General features: G+C 63.5%; 14 protein-coding genes and 1 pseudogene. 4 read left to right on the forward strand and 11 right to left on the reverse strand.

Annotated elements, in window-relative coordinates:
• Positions 1 to 72 precede the first annotated feature (72 nt).
• Positions 73 to 1,392, reverse strand: a complete 1,320-nt coding sequence (locus tag ROP_RS14915; RefSeq protein ID WP_012690216.1) for a Glu/Leu/Phe/Val family dehydrogenase — start codon at positions 1,390 to 1,392, stop codon at positions 73 to 75.
• Positions 1,393 to 1,953: 561 nt separating this feature from the next.
• Between ROP_RS14915 and ROP_RS45255 the strand changes: the two genes are divergently transcribed.
• A complete protein-coding gene (locus tag ROP_RS45255; RefSeq protein ID WP_419789313.1) occupies positions 1,954 to 2,358 on the forward strand; it encodes a hypothetical protein in 405 nt (134 codons plus the stop codon).
• Here the strand turns inward: ROP_RS45255 and ROP_RS14925 are convergent.
• Positions 2,345 to 3,028 (reverse strand): MspA family porin, encoded by a 684-nt coding sequence (locus ROP_RS14925; protein WP_012690217.1) that lies wholly within the window; start codon positions 3,026 to 3,028, stop codon positions 2,345 to 2,347. The two genes, ROP_RS45255 and ROP_RS14925, sit on opposite strands and share 14 nt — an antisense overlap.
• Before the next feature lie 72 nt (positions 3,029 to 3,100).
• Positions 3,101 to 3,784, reverse strand: a complete 684-nt coding sequence (locus tag ROP_RS14930; protein WP_012690218.1) for an MspA family porin — start codon at positions 3,782 to 3,784, stop codon at positions 3,101 to 3,103.
• A 157-nt stretch (positions 3,785 to 3,941) separates the two neighbouring features.
• On the opposite strand from ROP_RS14930, the pseudogene ROP_RS14935 reads away from it, so the two are divergent.
• Positions 3,942 to 6,773 (forward strand): annotated as a pseudogene (locus ROP_RS14935) (protein kinase domain-containing protein); the annotation flags it as partial.
• A gap of 141 nt (positions 6,774 to 6,914) precedes the next feature.
• Here ROP_RS14935 and ROP_RS14940 read toward each other — a convergent pair.
• Positions 6,915 to 7,637, reverse strand: coding sequence for a hypothetical protein (locus tag ROP_RS14940; protein ID WP_012690220.1), 723 nt, complete (start codon positions 7,635 to 7,637; stop codon positions 6,915 to 6,917).
• A gap of 425 nt (positions 7,638 to 8,062) precedes the next feature.
• On the opposite strand from ROP_RS14940, the gene ROP_RS14945 reads away from it, so the two are divergent.
• Both ROP_RS14945 and ROP_RS42585 read left to right on the forward strand, forming a co-directional pair.
• Complete coding sequence (locus tag ROP_RS14945) at positions 8,063 to 9,109, forward strand: alpha/beta hydrolase (protein WP_012690221.1); 1,047 nt, start codon at positions 8,063 to 8,065, stop codon at positions 9,107 to 9,109.
• A gap of 459 nt (positions 9,110 to 9,568) precedes the next feature.
• Positions 9,569 to 9,877: a hypothetical protein gene (locus ROP_RS42585; RefSeq protein ID WP_148222474.1), complete on the forward strand. Its 309-nt coding sequence runs from the start codon at positions 9,569 to 9,571 to the stop codon at positions 9,875 to 9,877.
• 742 nt (positions 9,878 to 10,619) lie between these two features.
• Here the strand turns inward: ROP_RS42585 and ROP_RS14950 are convergent.
• The 7 genes from ROP_RS14950 to ROP_RS14980 all read right to left on the reverse strand — a co-directional run bounded on the left by ROP_RS14950 (position 10,620) and on the right by ROP_RS14980 (position 18,508).
• Positions 10,620 to 12,125, reverse strand: a complete 1,506-nt coding sequence (locus tag ROP_RS14950) for an aldehyde dehydrogenase family protein (protein WP_050785075.1) — start codon at positions 12,123 to 12,125, stop codon at positions 10,620 to 10,622.
• A 59-nt stretch (positions 12,126 to 12,184) separates the two neighbouring features.
• A complete protein-coding gene (locus ROP_RS14955; RefSeq protein ID WP_012690223.1) occupies positions 12,185 to 13,048 on the reverse strand; it encodes a phytanoyl-CoA dioxygenase family protein in 864 nt (287 codons plus the stop codon).
• A 281-nt stretch (positions 13,049 to 13,329) separates the two neighbouring features.
• Complete coding sequence (locus tag ROP_RS14960) at positions 13,330 to 14,580, reverse strand: aspartate aminotransferase family protein (RefSeq protein WP_012690224.1); 1,251 nt, start codon at positions 14,578 to 14,580, stop codon at positions 13,330 to 13,332.
• 68 nt (positions 14,581 to 14,648) lie between these two features.
• Positions 14,649 to 15,422, reverse strand: coding sequence for a gamma-glutamyl-gamma-aminobutyrate hydrolase family protein (locus ROP_RS14965; RefSeq protein ID WP_012690225.1), 774 nt, complete (start codon positions 15,420 to 15,422; stop codon positions 14,649 to 14,651).
• Entirely contained in the window at positions 15,419 to 16,531 is a 1,113-nt protein-coding gene (locus tag ROP_RS14970; RefSeq protein WP_012690226.1) for a Zn-dependent alcohol dehydrogenase, read from the reverse strand. The genes ROP_RS14965 and ROP_RS14970 overlap by 4 nt, the downstream gene beginning before the upstream one ends.
• Positions 16,528 to 17,898, reverse strand: coding sequence for a glutamine synthetase family protein (locus ROP_RS14975; protein WP_012690227.1), 1,371 nt, complete (start codon positions 17,896 to 17,898; stop codon positions 16,528 to 16,530). Before ROP_RS14975 ends, ROP_RS14970 begins: the two co-directional genes overlap by 4 nt.
• Entirely contained in the window at positions 17,891 to 18,508 is a 618-nt protein-coding gene (locus ROP_RS14980) for a hypothetical protein (protein WP_012690228.1), read from the reverse strand. The genes ROP_RS14975 and ROP_RS14980 overlap by 8 nt, the downstream gene beginning before the upstream one ends.
• Positions 18,509 to 18,673 lie beyond the last annotated feature (165 nt).

Here is an 18,673-nt window from a genome sequence, read left to right on the forward strand (position 1 = left end):
GGACTCATCGTCGCCTGTGGGGTGAGTTCGGTGTACCGATCGGACCCACCCCACCACTGCGTGTCTCCCCACCTACGGGTACAGGCCGCGGACCCGGTGTGCCTCGGCGACCTTGCCGACACCCAAGACATGGGCTGCCAACCGAAGTGGAATTCTCTTGTCGCCGGCGAGAGCCCACACCGAGCGGGATGCGGTGCGCATCAGGGTTACAAGCTTGCGGTTGACTTCCTCGCTGCTCCAGGAGAAGGCCTGCAGGTTCTGTACCCATTCCAAATAGGAGACGACGACACCGCCCGCGTTGGCGAGGATGTCCGGAACGACGGTGATGCCCTTGCCGGCGAAGATCGTGTCGGCATCGGGTGAGGTCGGCCCGTTCGCACCCTCGACGATCAGTCGCGCGCGAACGGTGTCGGCGTTCTGCCCGGTCAGCACACCGTCCATGGCCGCGGGGACGAGGACATCCACATCGAGCGCGAACAGTTCCGCGTTGGAGATCTGGTCGGCGCCATCGTAAGTGTCGAGGGTTCGGCCGCGACCCACCCACTCCTGGATCGCTGCGATCTCGAGCCCGGATTCGCGGTAGCAGCCGCCGGTCACGTCCGAGACCGCCACCACCCGGCAGCCTTCGTCTGCGAAGAACTGCGCTGCATGGGCACCGACCTTACCGAATCCCTGAATGGCCACCGCCGCACCGACCGGGTCGATCCCCTTCTGCCGCATCGCCTCCAGCGCAGCGAGGACCACCCCACGGGAGGTGGCACCGGCCCGGCCGTTCGACCCACCGACGGCCAGGGGTTTACCGGTGGTCGCCCCGTGGACAGAGTAGCCGGCACTGACGGAGTAGGTATCCATCATCCAGGCCATGGTGGTTTCGTCGGTATTGACATCGGGAGCGGGAATGTCCTTGTCGGGACCGATGAACGGCAGGATCTCCTGGGTGTATCGGCGGGTGAGTCGTTCCTTTTCCGCCATGCTCAGGACACTGGTATCTACCGCGATGCCGCCCTTGGCCCCGCCATAAGGTAGGCCGAGGAGGGCGCACTTCCAGGTCATCCACATCGCGAGCGCGGTGACCTCCTCGATGTCACTGGCGGGGTGGAATCGGACGCCGCCCTTGCCGGGGCCGCGGGTGAGGTTGTGCTGGACACGGTACCCGGTGTAGATCTCGGTGGTTCCGGTATCCCGACGCAGGGGCACGGCCACAGTCAGAGACCGGCGGGGTGTGGCGAGTAGCTGATGGAGTCCCTCGTCGAGCCCGAGGAGATCAGTGGCATTGCGCAGTTGGGTCAACGCTGCCCGGTGGGCGAGTTGGCCGGGGGACGGCGGCGCACCGAAAGTCACGGGGGCGGTGGGGGTCGGCTCTGCAGTGGTGTGGAGATCGGTGATCGTCATGCGAGGGCGGCCTTTGCTGATGTTGTGCCTCGACGGTCTGGTGGGCGCGATCGAGGCGTTCGGCCAGGTCCGACCACGGCTTCTGTGGTGACATCGGGACTGAGACTCGTGGGCTCGTTCGTCGTCATGAAAAGTTGCGTTCCTTCGAAATTGGGCCGGCCGTATGCGGCGCCAAATCAACTGGTGATCCGGCTCATACCGTAAGCCCAGTTGATCATTCGATCAAGGCTTTTGATCAAAATCATCGCCACGACGGGCTGTTCGGCCTACATGGGATCCGCTCGACGACGACGCCATAGCCCTAGTTCACAGGATCACCCACGTGCCAGAAACGGTCTTTGCACTGGGGATGGAGCAAACCAGTACACTTCGAACGCGGCTCCGCCGACCGAGCCGATCCTGCGCTCGACCAAAATCGATCAACTGATCGAACCCCACCGTGTGGGCGCGATCCAGACTCGTCTGTACCGCACGGTCGGGCGACGTCCATCCCTCGTATAGCTGCACGGCGGCGGTTTCCTACTGGGAACCCTCGACGGGGCCGACGAACTGCACCGCCCGATCGCCGCCCGATCCGGCTGGACGGCCATGCCGCTGGATTACCGCCTGCCCACGAGAAACCCGTACCCGGCAGCACTGGAAGACTGCTCGACGCCCACGCGCGGCCGACCCGGACGGCCCCGCGACCCAAGAGCTCGCCTACCCCGCAATCGACCGGACGTTCACCCTTGCGTCGTGGTCAGAGTTCTCCGATGCGGAGCACAGCGGACGTCACCTGGTTCTGCGAGCGATGCGTCGGCCGGGAGACCGGGCGGCCGAACACCTCGCGCACCCGCGCCCGCCGAAACGCGCGCGGCTGCCGCCTGCCCCGATCCTGACCTCGGAGGGCGACCCGATCCTGGACAATGTCGAAGGGTATGCAGTCCGGCTGCGGCGCGTCGGCGTGATGCACCTAGCCGATACTGAAGGGCTGACCCCACAAGGTGACCGTGCTGGAGACATTCTCGGTCTCGACCTCGACGTTAACGAAGGCGCGGGCCTGGGCGTAGCCGGCGCACCCGCTCACGCCGAGAGTGGAGTCGCTCCACGAGACCGAACCGGTAGGGCCCTCGAAGTAGTTGCCACCCCAATGCGCCTCCGCGCCGTAGGGATCGGCATATTCCTGGTCGAGGATGTCGACCGGAATCGCCTGACCGGGACCGAGAGTGATTCCGCCGCTCGTCCCCCCGGAAAGTGGGTTCCCAACGGTCCCGGTCTCGATATCGGCCCATGACATCGAGGCCCCACCCTGTGCGTCGACACCCGCACCGAAGTCGATCTGGCACGCCAGAACGTAGCCAGGATAGATGAACGCGGTCTGCACGCCGTCACCCTCGAGCGCGACGGACGCCCTGCCCGAGACCCAGACGTTGCGGTGCAACGGCGTCGAACCCATCGACGGCGAAATGTTCGCACTCTCGTCCGTCAGGTTCACCGTCACCACAGTGCCATCGGCGAGGGTCTGCGTGATGCTGCCACCGGGCAGCGGAACGTACGTATCGGCATTCGCCGCACCGACGGAGCACAAGCCCATGGTCGCGGCAGCAACGGCACCGACCGCAGCCAGACGCACACCGTTCTTACGGTTGATGATCATTGTTCCCTCTCAGGGATAGAAACCTCGCACACGCGAGAATGTGGGTGGAAGAACAGCGAAAGACAGAAGAAATCAGCCGATACTGAACGGCGCACCGTACAGAACGGTCTTCGAGTAGTCGTTACCCACGATCTCCACGACCGAGTACGACCGAGCCTGCGCAAATCCACCGCACTTCTGCACCTGCAGCTCCGCGTCCTGGTACTGCAACGCGTACACGCCGTCCTTCGTGATGTCCTTCGCCGCGATCGGTACGTACTTGACCTCACCCGAGTTCAGCGGAACCGACAGCCCTAGGCCCGGCGACAGCGAAGACAGATCCGCCGCGAACGACGGCGACGCCGACAGACCGGTGATGTCCACCTGGCAACCCACGATGTACCCCGTCGACACCCGCGAAACACCATGTGTGGTCGTCGCATTCGTACCGTTGTAGGTACCCGCATTGTTCGTCGTGGCGTTCGCGACCGGAACCTCGGCGACCTCCTCGAGCCCGGTGACGTCAGCCGTCACCGTGCCCGACACCCACGCCACCCGACCGGCGCCATTGGCAGCCAACGACGGCGACGACAGAGCGCTCTCCGCGGTACGCGTCACCGTCACATTCGGACCGGTCTTCGAACCATCAGGCAGCGGGATGAAAGTATCCGCGCCCGCCGCACCAGTAGACATCAAACCGAGTGCAACAGCCGCAGCAGCACCCAGGCCTGCAATACGGGCGCCACGGCGCAGACCTGATACGGAGTTCTTCATCATTCGTTTCCCTCAAAACTTTCTCAAAGATATTCATTCGCAGAATGTTTGGGTGGAAGTAGCCACACCCACGAGATGCCGGGAAGCATAACCTGAGACTGAGATCAGTTTCATAACTGTGATGCGCATCACATAGTTTCGATCGCCGTCCTCAGCAACCGCCCACCGCCAGGGCATCGTGCACCGTGACGTCAAACCCGCGAACATCCTCCTCACCGACTACGGCGAGCCGGCGCTGACGGACTTCGGAATCGCGCACATCACCGGCGGTTTCGAGACCGCCACCGGAATCGTGACCGGTTCACCCGCGTTCACAGCACCCGAGGTGCTCGGCGGCGCCACCCCCACTCCCGTCTCCGACATCTACGGACTCGGAGCCACTCTGTTCTGCGCACTCACCGGCCACGCCGCATTCGAGCGTCGCAGCGGCGAGCAATTGGTCGCCCAATTTGTCCGCATCACCAACGAACCGGCACCGGATCTACGCGATCACGGCATTGCAGACGATGTCGCTACCGTGATCGAGCAGGCTATGTCGAGGCGCCCCGAGGACCGGCAACCCTCCGCCCTGGCATTGGGCGAGAATCTGCGCGAGATCCGATGCCGCCGCGGGATATCTGCAGACGACGGTGTGCTCCATGCGTCCCCACCGGTCGCAGCACCAGCATCCGATGAGTGGTTTCACGCCAACCCTTCCCGCCACGAGAGGGGGAACCTACCACTGGAATTGTCCAGCTTCGTCGGTCGCAGACACGAACTCACCGAAGCGAAGACTCTGCTGGCGTCGTCGCGCCTGCTGACCCTGGTCGGCATCGGTGGAGTCGGGAAGACACGCCTCGCACTTCGACTGGCAACGAGCATTCGCCGCGAGTTCGCCGACGGCGCATGGTTCGTCCAACTCGATGAGGTCCACACCCCGACTCGATTGATCGACGTGGCGGCCGCAACCCTCGGCCTGCGGGATCAGACCGACCGGTCGCTACGCGAGATTCTGCTGGACTTCCTGTCGTCGCGAAAGCTCTTGCTGATCTTGGACAACTGCGAGCAGGTGGTCGACGCGGCCGCTGACCTCGCGACGGTGCTGCTGCAGCAGAACCAGAGTCTGCGAATCCTTGCCACCAGCCGCGAACCCCTTGCCATCGCCGGCGAGGCGACGCTACGCGTGCCCCCGCTGACGGTCCCCGACCCCGACCGTGAGCCATCGCTGCAGGGTCTGCCCCGCTACGAGGCCGTGTCGCTGTTCACCGAGCGCGCCACCGCCGCGGTCTCGACCTTCGCGTTGACCGATACCAACAAACTTGCGGTGTCTCAGATCTGTCACCGGCTGGACGGTTTACCCCTGCCCATCGAACTGGCGGCGGCGCGGTTGCGGGCGATGTCGCCGGAGCAGATCCTGCTACGGCTGTCCGACCGCTATGCGGTGTTGACGCGCGGGAGCCGAGGCGCACCCACACGCCAGCAGACGCTTCGGTTGTGCGTCGACTGGAGCTACGACCTGTGCACCCCGCTCGAACAACGGACGTGGGAACGACTCTCGGTCTTCACCGGCAGCTTCGAACTTGATGCCGCAGAACACGTGTGCGGGCAGAAGCTGCAGCCCGGCGAACTGCTGGACTCGGTGGCCTCCCTCGTCGACAAGTCGATCCTGATCCGCGAAGAACACGGCGGCACGGTCCGCTTCAGACTGCTCGAGACCCTCCGCGCGTACGGACGAGAAAAGGGCCGGCAGAACGACGACTACCACGACCTGCGCCGGCGGCACCGGGACTGGTACCGACAACTGGCTCGCACCGCCGAGGACGAATTCATCAGTCCCCGCCAGCTCCAATGGATCGCGCAACTCAGCAGTGATCAACCCAACCTGCGGGACGCGATGGACTTCTGCCTCGCCGAAAACAACGCCGAAGCCGGATTACAGATCGCCACACCCTTGCTGCAGCTCTGGGGGACGCGAGGTCAGCTCAGCGAGGTACGGCGTTGGCTCGACCGATTCCTCTCACTCCAGACACAACGCCCGACCATCACCTACATCCGGGCGCTGTACGCCGACTGCGTAATGTCCGAACAGCAACAGGATCACCGGAGAGGTGCTGCCCTCCTCGAGCAAGCACGCACCCTCGCCGACCAGCTCACCGACCCGATAGCGCACGCAATTGTCGACCACGCGGATGGCATCGTCGGACTATTCACCGCCGACCTCACACGGGCTGCCTCGAGTCTGGATCGAGCACAGCCTGTGTTTGCGCAAGCCGAGAACGAGCTTGCGTTGCAGATCGAGTCTCTGACGTTTCTGGGATTGGCTTATCAACTCGCCGACAAACCCCACCGGGCGATCGAGTGCTACGAAGAGGTTCTCGCGATCACGGAGGCTCACGGTGAATCGGTGTATCGGTCGTACGCATTTTGGGCCATGGCCGTCGCGCAATGGCGTCTGGGCGCTCAGAGTCGCGTGAGTGAGTTACTCGAGCAGGGTTTGCGACTCGCCCGGCTCGCCGACGATCCGGTCGGTTGCGCAAATTGCGTCGAAGTTTACGCCTGGATTGCCGGACCCAATGATCCCAGAAGAGCCAGCACGCTGATGGGAGCCGCGGAAGCGCTCGGTCGCGCTGCCGGAAGCCCCTCCGTGTACATTCCGGACCTGCTCATTTATCACCAAGAGTGCGAACGGTCCGCCCGTCGGATGCTCACCGCACACGCCTTCGAGGAGAGCCGGCAGCACGGTAGGGCCATGGATATCGATTCCGCAATGGCCTACGCACTAGGCGAGCGCCCCCACAAGCCGCCCTCCCCAGGTTCGCACCACTTGACGAAACGCGAACAACAGGTCGCAGAACTGATTGCCGAGGGCTTGACCAACAAAGCGATCGCGGCCCGCCTCGTCATCTCACAACGCACCGCCCAAGGACATGTCGAACACATACTCACCAAACTCGGTTTTACGTCGCGAGCACAGGTCGCTGCCTGGGTTGTCGAAGAACGGAAATCGTCATAGATTCCTGCGCCTACCGCTACCCTCGGAGATCCGAGCAGAATCGGGAGATATGCGAACGCGCCTTGCCCAGTCGGGACGGTCGCCAGTGCGGCCCTCGGCGAAGACAAGTCGACGGCCCGTGCACGGCCACCGGCAGTCTGGTCAAGCATCTGATCGCTGTGGACTGACCACGCCGGATAACTCCGCGGCCGCGGCGCCGTCACCGGAGTCCCCCCGGGTGCACTCGCCGAGCGTGCGGTATCCGTGGTAGTAGGTCACGAGCATGAGAGCCCAGACCGACAACGCCAGAATGTAGAACAGCGTGTGATCCGCGTCGTCACCCGGAATCGGGAAGAAATCGTAGATCACCGCCACGAACGCTCCGAGGGCCGTCGCCACGAAGACTCCCACCGCGTGCCGTCGCACGCCGTTCCGCCACAAACGACATGCGACCGTGAACATGAACAGTGCCACCGCAAGATTCAGCACGAGGTAGAAGATCGCCCATCCCAACTCGACGGGACGCACGTCGAGTGTGCGGTTCAATCCCACGGCGACCGCCGCTGCGACGGCACCGGCCTCTACCACCCACGAGGGCCGGTAACCGTGGGTCACCGCCATCATCCCGAGCACAATGATCAGTGTCATCCCGAACGAGCGCGAGAACGCGTCGAAGAACACCATCAGGTGATAGCTGAAACTCGAGTGCACGATCCCGGTGGCGGCTAGGAACAGCACGTTCGTACCGGACAGCGCGATCACCAGCCACTCGATCCCGAGCAAGAGATTGTGCTGGCGGCGAAGGAAGTTGACGCCGTAGTAGTAGCCGGCGCCAAACATCGAGACATTGGCGATCAGCAGCAACGCCATGGCGAGAGTGTTCATTCGTGATCCTTCGGAAAGAGGAGCCGCGACCGTACCGACGTCCGATGCATTTGGCCGCATCACAACTCCCTGTGCGAGAACGGTTTACACAGAACTGTTCATCCATTGCTAGCTGGCCCGACTCATCTGTTCAGTTGCCCAAGTCAATCAACTTGGTCATACCTTGAATAGATACCCTCACGGTATGCGTGATGTCAATGACACTCCGCGCAGGACACCGCACGCAGAACTCGTGGTGGACACCCGTCCGATCATCTGACATGATCGTATGATCTGACAGGAGTTATCGTCGGACCGAGAACGATGTCGCCAATCCCCAGCCAAAAGCGGCTCTGCGAAAACCAACCCGGCCGCAGACATACCAACGCGTCGGCCAACGGCCGGCTTCCCGCCACATCATCGTCGCGATCGGAGAGTGATTGCATATGACCTACTCGCAATGGCAGGACGTCCTGGACTCGGACGCGCTGGCAGTGGCCAAGCAGCTCGACGAACTGCTGCCGGGACCTCTTCACACGCTGGGACTCGACGGTGTTCGACAGTTCGCTGCGCCAACTCCCCCGCCCCGCACGACACGGGTCGCATCGGTAGAGGACCGCACCATCTCCGGAGTCGCCGACGGTGGGAATGTCTCGGTGCCGGTCCGTATCTACCAGCCCGACCGCGCAACCCAGGCCGGCGCGCTGCTTTACATCCACGGCGGCGGCTTCACTGTCGGTTCGCTGGACGGCGTCGACGAGCTGTGCCGGATCATCGCCGACGAGGCCTGCTGCGTCGTCGTATCGGTGGATTACCGACTTGCGCCCGAGCACCCCTTTCCGGCGGCGATCATCGACGTTCGGGTGGCCTACGACTGGCTCCGGGCCAACGCCGCCGAACTGGGCGTCGCCCCGACCCAGCTCGCAGTCGGCGGCGATTCGGCCGGCGGTGGACTGGCAGCCTCGCTGTGCCTCGACCTCCGCCGTCGCGGAATCGCTCAGCCAGTGATGCAACTGCTCGTCTATCCGGCAGTGGACGACCAGTTCACCCGACCGTCGTGGACAGACTTCAAGGACGCCCCACTACTCGACGCCGGAACCGCGCAATGGTTCTGGAAGCAGTACGTCGGTGAATCCCCCACCGACCTCGGCGAGCTCGCGGTCCCGATGAAGGCCGGTTCGCTGGCCGGACTGGCCCGTGCTCACATCGCCACCGCCGAGGTCGATCCGCTCCGCGACGACGGCGAGGCATACGCCGCCGCCCTCCACGAGGCAGGCGTCGCGGTACGTCACCAGCGATACACCGGCGTGTTCCACGGGTTCTTCCCGGAGGTGCAGACCTACGCAAAGAGTCGCCGCGCAGTGCTGGACGCATGCGAGAGCTTGCAACTGGCGTTCCGATTGGGCCCCTCGGTGCCGATTCGGCATCTCCCGAGTCGACCTCGTACGGACACAATCTCCGGAGACGCCGCATTCGACGGACAAACAGCGTGACATCCAGCGAAAGAACGACCTCCTCCGAAACCACACATCGACGCGACGCGCAGCACCGCAACCCGAAGGCCTCCGCCGACCCCGAGTAGATCGCGTATATACCATGAAATCCTCGACAGATGGCAGACGGCACCAGCGGCGACACGCCGCGGCGGGCGGAGTCGACCACAAACGGAAGCATCGTGACAAAGAGACGGAGATCCTCATCGGGTTCGCGAGTATGTGGGCGCCATACGGAGGCGCTAGTGAGGACGAGATCCTCGTTCAATTCGGACTGTCAAGACTCCAGTTCATCGACCGCTTGTGGGAGAAGATCCCCGAATCCAACTGCGCCCTGGAAGAGATACAGCGCTTAGCACATGCATACCCGCGCCGTCCGCGAACGAACGGATTCAAATCCCGTTGACTGAGTCGTTATTCACGCTCAGACGCCGGTGCGAGTACACGACCCGAGGTTGGATGACGATGTGGAACCGCCGTCGCAACAACGACATTCTCGATTTCGCTCTGCTGTGGCAACCGCTCGGAGGACCAGCGCCGAAAGATATAGCGACCGCCTTCTCAATCGATATCGACGAGTACGAACGGCTACTCCAAGGCGCTGTGCGACTCAAAATGTCTCAATTACACGAGGGCGTCACATCCCCGGAGCAGGTCTATGGACTGACCGCGATTGCGGCGCTTGCTCAGTTCCTGTCGCCCGGATCGGCGGGTTGCCCTTACCTGGGTGTGTCGAAACCTTCCGGTCTGCGTTCGCGGAGTGACTGAAGAGAGGCGTGACCGCAGGCTGCGGTGAGAGGTACTTGAAGTCGGACTGCCCTCCGCGGATCCCATCCCGATCGAGAAGGGCTTTCCCTTGCCGGTGAAATCCGAACAGGTCCGATACGGGGATCAGTACAACGGCCTTCGCGAGCAACTCGGTATGCACCTATTCCTCGAGCCGGAGTACAACGCGAGGAGCTCGACTCTCAGTAGCAGTCCACCAAGGCCACCGACATCGCTCGCGTACGTCGTTCCTCACTCGTCGATAACAAACCCCGACAACCAATGTGTGTGCCAAATGCACGGTGGCGCCGACCACCTCGAGTGTGTCGTCGGCCCAGAACCAGCCGAAGGTGGCTTCGAGTACGGCCTCCGAGTTCGGGACCGGCTTTCTCGATCTGCAACCCCCAGCGACACGGGATCGTTGACAACCCGGATCGCCGCGAATTGCTCGTCGGTGTCGGTTTGCCTGACGGTCACCGTCCGTTGCCGGTGCAGTAAGGTCCCAATGAACTGGCCACACATGCATACTCGACAACTCCACCACTGTCTGCGCGTCGGCCAACCATAGCCGCGGCCGGGACCGTCCCGTCCGGACACGCCGAAGGCCCGCGACGACACCGATCGCTTCTGATTCTCGGTGGGTGCGCCGAGTACATCGTGGCCCGGATGCCCTGGGGGCGCCCCACTCCCATCCGACGACTTTTCCGTGAGATCCACCAGGGACGATCTGCCGCGCGCCCGGAATCTACAACTCGATCCAGGTCGTCTTGAGGTGCGTGTATTTGTCCAGACCGTGATTGCTCCTGTCCGCACCGTGCCCGGACAGCTTGCGGCCGCCGAACGGGACCGAGGAGTCGCCCTCTTCGTAGCAGTTGATCCAGACCATACCGGCGTCGATGCCGCGCGCCATCCGGTGAGCCCGGCCCAGATCCGCGGTCCACACCGACGAACCCAATCCGAAAACCGTATTGTTCGCGATCGCGAGCGCCTCCTCCTCCGCACGGAAGGAGTGCACCGCCAGCACCGGACCGAAGATCTCGTGCTGGGCGAGCCTGCTGTCCGGATCGACGTCGACGAAGACAGCAGGGTCGACGTACAGGCCGTCATCGCGCCTGGTATCCGAGCCCAGAACCAGTTTGGCACCCGAGTCGATGCCCGCGCGGATCTCGGCCAGGACGTCGTCGCGATGTGCGGCGAAGGCCAGCGGACCGAGTGTCGTCGCCGGGTCCAGTGGATCACCGATCACCGCCGCGTTCAGGTTGTCGATGACCTTCGCCACCACTTCCTCGCGTACGTCCTCGTGGACCACCAATCGCGATCCGGCAGTGCACATTTGACCGCTATTGAAGGACACCGCCCAGGCGGCCATTGAGGCTGCCCGGTCCAGGTCGGGCGCGTCGGGGAACACGATGTTCGGCGACTTGCCGCCCAGCTCCAGCCACACCGGTTTGGCGTTGGACGCACCCGCGTAGGACAGCAGCTGCTTCCCGACGTCGGTGGATCCGGTGAACGCCAGGGTCGCGATATCGTCGTGCATGCCGAGCTGTTCGCCGACCTTGGCGCCACTGCCGGTGATCACCTGCAGAACGCCCGGGGGTATTCCTGCCTCGTAGGCAAGCTCGGCGGCCCGCAGCAGGGAGAACGGCGTCTGACTCGCCGGCTTGGCGACGACGCTGTTGCCGGCGACCAGGGCAGCCGGAATCTTGAACATCGCGAGCGTCATCGGGAAGTTCCACGGCGTGATGATGCCGACGACACCGACCGGCTCACGGGTCACCAGGGCGACCGCGCCGTTGCGGCCGCGCGGAGACTCGTCCATCAGCTTGTCGGCAAGCTCGCCGTACCAGCGCACAGTGTTGATCGCGGTACGCATCTCGACGTTCCACGCGATCGTGACCGGTTTACCCATTTCGTACGCAACAAGGAACGCCAGCTCGTCGCGATGCGCGTCGAGCAGGTCGGCCCACCGGATCAGCGTCTCGCCACGCTCACGCGGCTCCAATCCTGCCCACACCCGGCTGCGAAAGGCGCGCTTCGCACCCTGTATTGCCCGCTCGACATCCACCTCGTCAGCACTCGCCACCTGCACCGTCTCACCGCGGCGGGGACTGGTATGCGGTGCGGTCTTGCCGCTGCTTGCTTGCGCCCACTCGCCGTCCACCCACATCGCAGTCGGCAACTCGGTCTGCACCGCGAGGTCCAGCCAGTCGTCAAATGTGGCCCGTTCGGGAGTCTTGACTTTATCTGCCACAGTCGCTTCCGCCTTTCGCGCGGCTCGGTGTTGCTGCTCTGAATTCTCGAATGACCGCTTCAGCTGTCGAGCCCGAGGACTCCGGCCAATTCGTTGTAATCGACCTGCCACAGGCCCGCCGACGTCGGCGGGTACTGCGAGCGGAATCCGATCAGTCGTTGCGCACGCGGCGACAGCGTTTTGGCGATCTCCAGATCGACGATGAACGGGTAGGACTCTTCGGGGGTCAAGTAGCCAGCGTTGAAGGTGAACGCAACAGCGCGACGGTACTCGTTGTCGGTGAGGTTGGCCCCGCCACCATGGACGGTCTTTCCACTGATGAACAGCGCGTCGCCAGCCTTCATGATCGCCGGAATGGTGCCTTCCGGAGTCCCGTTGTCCTCGAAGTCGTCCCAATGATTGCTGCCCGGGATGACACGAGTCGCACCATTCTCCTCGGTGAAGTCGGTCAGCGCGATCAGGAAATTGATGCACGCTTCGGGGCCGGACGGGCCCAGTGCGTAGAAGGGCGGCCAGTTGCCCAGGTCGCGGTGCAGCATCTGAGCCTTGTTGCCCGGGCCGATCTCGATGACCTGTGCCGTGGTCATCCAGTACGTGCCGGCTTCCTCGACGAAGGTCAGATCACTCAGTTCGTGAACAAGATCCTTGTCGATGATTTCCCCGCGGAAAGTCTCGCTGTGCGTGACCAGATTCGTCAGGCGCTTGGTGTTGCTACCGTGGAACTCGGCGATCATGCCGTCGTGCGTAGAGCCCGGGCGCAGCTGTGCCATCGGATCGTCGATGTCAGCGTTGAAGCGCTTGATCTGGTCTCGTGTGAGAAAGTCTTCGATGATCACACCGCCGTCGCGGCGGACGATCTCGAGAATCTTCTCCGCAGACGTGGTCACGGGGACTCGCTGCAGTACCTGCTGGTCGACAGTCATAACTTGCTTCTCCTTCCGGTAGACCGGTGATGTCTGATCATTTGATCATATCGTTTGATCAGAGTTCGGACAAGGGTTTTGGTTAGATCGGTCACATCCGCTTCGGGCATCATGCTTTCGCTTGAAGATGCTGCAATACAGCACTATTAGCCCTAAAGCAGTGCACCTTCGCGAATTCGACCGGACGCGCCACGCGGGCCCGTCGATTCGGTAGCTGGCACCGAAATGGCGCTGCTTGATCATTCGATCACGCGGGCAGGCTGTTGGCCTGCGCCAACAGCTCAGCCGACGACGCGGCTCAGTGCCTCGGCGATGAAGTCGATGTCCTCGGCCGTGTGCGCTGTACTCAGGAAGATTTTTCCCGAGGGCATGAACATCACGCCTTCGGCGAGCATCCCGCCCAGGACCTTCCCCCAGATGCCACCGGTTCCGTGGAGTCCGGTGGCCGCGCCCTCGGGCACGAATTGCAGCAACGACCCCACACGGTTCAGATGCGCCGGGACTTCGGCTTCGGCCAGTACCGCACCGAACAGATCGTGGAACCGCGCCGCATTGCTCTCCAGCGTCGCATACACCGCCGGATCCGCGAGCACACCCATCGTCGCCTCGACCGCGGCCAACGCGACCGGATTTCCGTTGAACGTTCCGGCATGCACCACGCCGTCGGTCACCTGATCTATCAAGTCTGCGCGGCCCACCACCGCGCTCTGGGTGAACCCGCCGGCCATCGCCTTGCCGAACACCGATAGATCCGGGCGTACCCCGAAGCGCTCGGTGGCACCACCACGTGCGACCCGGAAGCCCGCGATGACCTCGTCGAAAATGAGCACCACGCCGGCCTCGTCGCACAGAGCCCGAACCGCCCGCAAGAACTCCGGAAGCGGTTCGGTCACCCCCGCATTGCTCATAATCGGATCGAGCAGGACCGCGGCGATACCGAGTTCGCGTGCGTCCTCCAGAATGCCGGTGATCATCTCGATGTCGTTGAACTCCGAAACGATCAGATCATCAAGAACGCTGGGGCTCTGGCCTCTGGTTGCGGTCAGCGTCGGCCTGCCGTACTCATCCGACGACATACCCGCATAGACCGAATCCTGCCAGCCGTGATAGCTCTTGGCGAACTTGACGATGCGTCGGCGTCCGGTCGCGGCCCGAGCGAGCCGCAGCGACACCTGAACAGCCTCGGTGCCGGTGTTGCTCCACAACAGGCGCTCGCCGTGCGAAACCGCCTCCAGCACCGCTTCGGCCGCCGCGTACTCCAGGGCGTGGCCGGTGCCGACCACCTGCATGCGGTCGAGGACTCCCCGGACCGCCGACACCACCCGTTCGTCGCTGTGACCGAGCACCAGTGCACCCCAGGCCATTACACAGTCAGCATATCGATCGCCGTCCAGATCCCAGACGTGGGCGCCACGAGCTTCCCTGACGAACAACGGATGCGGCTGCATGGATGCACGCAGCCCCGAACTGACTCCGCCGCCAATGCTGTTCCGAGAACGCTGAAATGCGGCAAGTGAAGATTGAAGACCCATACCCGGTGAAACTCCTCATATAGCTGAACTCGAACCAGAACCCGTCGATAGTGAGCGCGCTGAGCGCGTCATCCGACCTTCCGATGCTGCTGGCGATCATTCATCGTCCATGTGCACCGTTCGATGAGCCAATCGAAGATCGGGTCGCGCTCGGTTTGCCATTCGGGATGCCACTGGACGCCGACAACGGGTCGGCCACTCAGCTCGATCATCTCCGCACTTCCGTCGGTGGTTCGGCCGGTGACCGCGAGTCCGACACCGGGCCGGTCCACCGCCTGGTGATGCCATGAGTTGGAAGTTCGACGGGCACCGTAGATCTGGCGCCCGACGCTGCCGGAGGAAAAGTCGACGACATGGTTGTCGTCACCGGCGTAGGGCGCAGCCTTCGGCGAAGAATGCACGACGGACGTTTCCTCGATGTCCTCGATCAGTGTCCCGCCTAGGACGGTGTTCAGCAGCTGATGCCCGCGGCACACGCCGAGGATGGGGATGCCCAGCGCCAGCGCGTCGGAGATCAGGTCGGCCTCGTACTGGTCCCGCTCGAAGTCGATGACGTCGACGTTCCGGCGCGGATCGGCGGCCGGGTCGACCGGACGCATGCCACCCCAGCGTGACGGGTGCACGTCCTGTCCGCCCGTCACGATCAACCCGTCCAGCCTGTCGGCAACACCGGTCGAACTCGACACGAACGGAAGGTTGACCGGAATGCCGCCGGCTTCGGCCACGCACCGGTCGAAGTCAGAGAAGAAGGAGTTCGTCAAGCGATCGGTGAACCGTGGCGATGTACCGGTCACCATTTCCAGCCGATAGCATCGGCCCGTGATACCGATGAGAGGTCTCATGTCGACGTCGCTCCAATTCCTACGACAACGCGGATTTCCCTGCCCGATGCCAGGGCATCGAACCCTTCGTTGATTGTTTCGAGTGAGTATTCGGCGGTGACCAGCTCGTCGAGCTGCAGCAAACCGGCCCGTGCGAACTGCAGATACATCGGGATATCCACCTTGAAGTGGTTCGATCCCATGAACGACCCGCGCAGACTTTTTTCCTGCATGAAGAGTTCGGATCCACGAAGTGGAATCGAATGCGAGTCCGGGATCATGCCCATCACCGTGGCAACGCCGCCTGGTCGCAGCATCGCGAACGCCTGCCCTGCCGTGGCACCGGAGCCGACCGCCTCGAATGCGTGGTGCGTGCCGCCGTCGGTCAGCGCCTGCACCGCCGCGACCGGGTCGGTCTCGCGGGCATTCACCACCTCTGTTGCTCCGAAGAACTTGGCCTGCTCCAGTTTTTCCGGCACGACGTCCACACCGATGATCTGTGCCGCGCCGGCCAGCCGGGCGGCCTGCACCGCGGAGAATCCGATTCCGCCGAGCCCGATCACCGCAACAGTCTGCCCCGGACGAACGCAGGCGCTCTGCAGCACCGAGCCCATCCCGGTGGTCACCGCGCAGCCGAGCACGCTCGCCGTTTGCAGACGTACCCCCGGCTCGATCGTGACGACGCTGTTCTTGTGGACCAGCGCCATCTCGGCGAAACCACCGATCCCGGCAGTGGCCCGCACCGCCGCCCCCTGACTGTTGGTCAGACGGGGCCGGGCGCGGCCCTGCTGCAACTCCGCCCGACGCACGCACAGGGTCTGCTGCCCGGCCAGGCAGAATTCACACGACCCGCAGTACGCCGACAGACAGGTCACGACGGTGGTACCTGGACTGAACTCCGTAACAGCGCTGCCGACCTCGACGACCTCGCCCACCGCCTCGTGGCCGAGCACGATCGGCGTGTCGGACTCGAAGGTTCCGTCCATCTCGTGCAGGTCCGAATGACACAGACCGGCGTACGCGATCCGGATCAGCACCTCGTCGGGCCCTGGGTCGTCGATGACCAGCTCTTCGATATCCAACGCACCTGGCGCGGCATTGAGCACTGCCGCCTTGATACGCGTGCTCATACAAGCTCGAAGTAGCGGTTGAGTTCCCAATCGGTGATCCCGCAGTCGGGGTCGCCGCCACCCATGGTGTGGAACGCCAGCCATTCCCAGCGTCGGGTTCCGATCCAGTAGTCGACGAACTCTTGCCCGAGGACCTCGGCCAGTGCCTTGTCGGCTGCGAGTGCATCGGCCGCGCGGGTGATCGTGTGCGGCAGCGCCTCGGTGCCGGACGGGTTACACCAGGCCATGCCGACGAACGGGGCCGGCGGCTCGATGCCGTTGACGACGCCGAAAAGACCGGCCCCCAGCACCGCTGCAGCTACCAGGTAGGCGTTCGAATCTGCTCCCGGCGTCCGGTATTCGATGCGCGAGTACTTCGGGTGGCGGGTCACCGCGCGGACGGCGGTGGTCTTGTTGTCGATGCCCCAGGTGACAGTCGTGGGCGGGCCTTCCAGCGGGATCTGCCGTCGGTAGGAGGTCAGGAACGGCAGTGCCAACGAGGTTGCCCCCGGCATGGTCTGCACGACGCCGCCGATGAAGTTTCGCATCACATCGGACGGTCCGTTCTCGGCGAAGAACGCGTTGCCGTCCTCGTTCGCCAACGAGATGTTCAGATGCGAGGCCTGACCCCACGCGTCGGACCACTTGGCCATGAAGGTCACCGACCGACCCAGCTCGTTCGCGACCTCACGAAGGACCTGACGGGTCCGGGCCCAGTTGTCGGCCGTGGTGACGATGTCGGCGACGGCGACGTTGATCTCGATCTGGCCCACGGCCGCCTCGTCGTTCCACGCCTCCCACTCCAGTCCCACTTCTACGAGACGCTTCTGCACTCGGTCCAGGAACTGCCACCAATCGCCAGACTTGGCATGCACATAGGCTCCGCCGGCCGAACCGCCGAGCGGGGTCAGATCCTTGTATCCCTTGCGTCGCGCTTCGTGAACCGACTCCTCGAAGACGGTTGCTTCGATCTCGATCGCCGCCTTGACCGAGTAGCCCTCGTCAGCAGCCTGCCGCTCCACCTTGCGCAAGAGATTTCGCGGACATACCGACACCGGGTCACCGGTCTTGGTCCAGAAGTCGCCGATGACGGATGCCTTGCCGGGCTCCCATTCGATCAGCGTCGCCAGGTCGGGGCGAAGGAAGATGTCCAGCAGATCGCCGCGCCACTCCGGAAAGGCGAAACCGAACTGGGGAAAGTTACCGAGATCGTTGCCGAAGACGACGTCGGCGAACGGAAATCCCGTCTCGAGTCCGCTCAGGAACTTCTTCGGGGAAATCGACTTTCCCACGAACGTCCCGTCGAGGTTCGTTGCCTCGATGCGAATCGACGTGATCGCCCGCTCGTCCAGCCACCGCCGGACCCGGGCACTCGTTGTTTCAGCCATTGAACCGCACCTTCCAGTGTGCACCGCACATCACTGAGATCTGCGCAGCCGAGCCGATCACCGCGACGGCACCGACACCCAGTGCGATGAGAAATGAATCGAACATCCCGCTGAGGACTGCCGACAATGATTCGGCCGACCCGTGGATCTCGAAAGTGGCGACGCCGTCGCCGAAGACGAGACGCTCGTCGTTGTCGATGCACACGATGACCAGCTGCTCGGGGAATCCAGCCGAGTCGGCGTTGAGTTCCCAGAACTTCTGCGCAGCGACATTCCAGTCCGGCAGGGGCGGCGACAGCAGCCGGCCCACCGCGTGCCCGATCTCCCCTCCCCCGACGACCGTGTATTCGGGGTAGAAGTGCAGTTCGAGAGGTTCGACACTGCCGTCGACGCCGTGCCTCACATGTACGCGACCGTCGGCGAAATCGAGCGTCGCCGCCTGCGGATCGACGACCGACTTCAGCGCCACCGTCCCGGTAGTACCACCTATCAACGCCCGCAACTCGGGCACCTCTGCGCTGGCCCTCAACGTCCGAGCCACCGACAGCACCAGCGGCGTCGGATCCGGCTCGACCGCGACCAGCAAATCTTCTGCAGTCAGGGAACTCACCTGCTTGACCTCATTTCGATGACTGACCAAGACTTCTGCCTAAGTCATATGATCAGTGTGGTCGGTGTCACCGATGTCGTCAAGAGCCATCGACAATCCCGGTTCATCCGGGGTAAAACCGCTACCGAAGCTGACTCGTGGCGGAGTTCCCGGTGTTGACGCGGA

Source organism: Rhodococcus opacus B4, from assembly GCF_000010805.1.
Taxonomy (GTDB): Bacteria; Actinomycetota; Actinomycetes; order Mycobacteriales; family Mycobacteriaceae; genus Rhodococcus_F; species Rhodococcus_F opacus_C.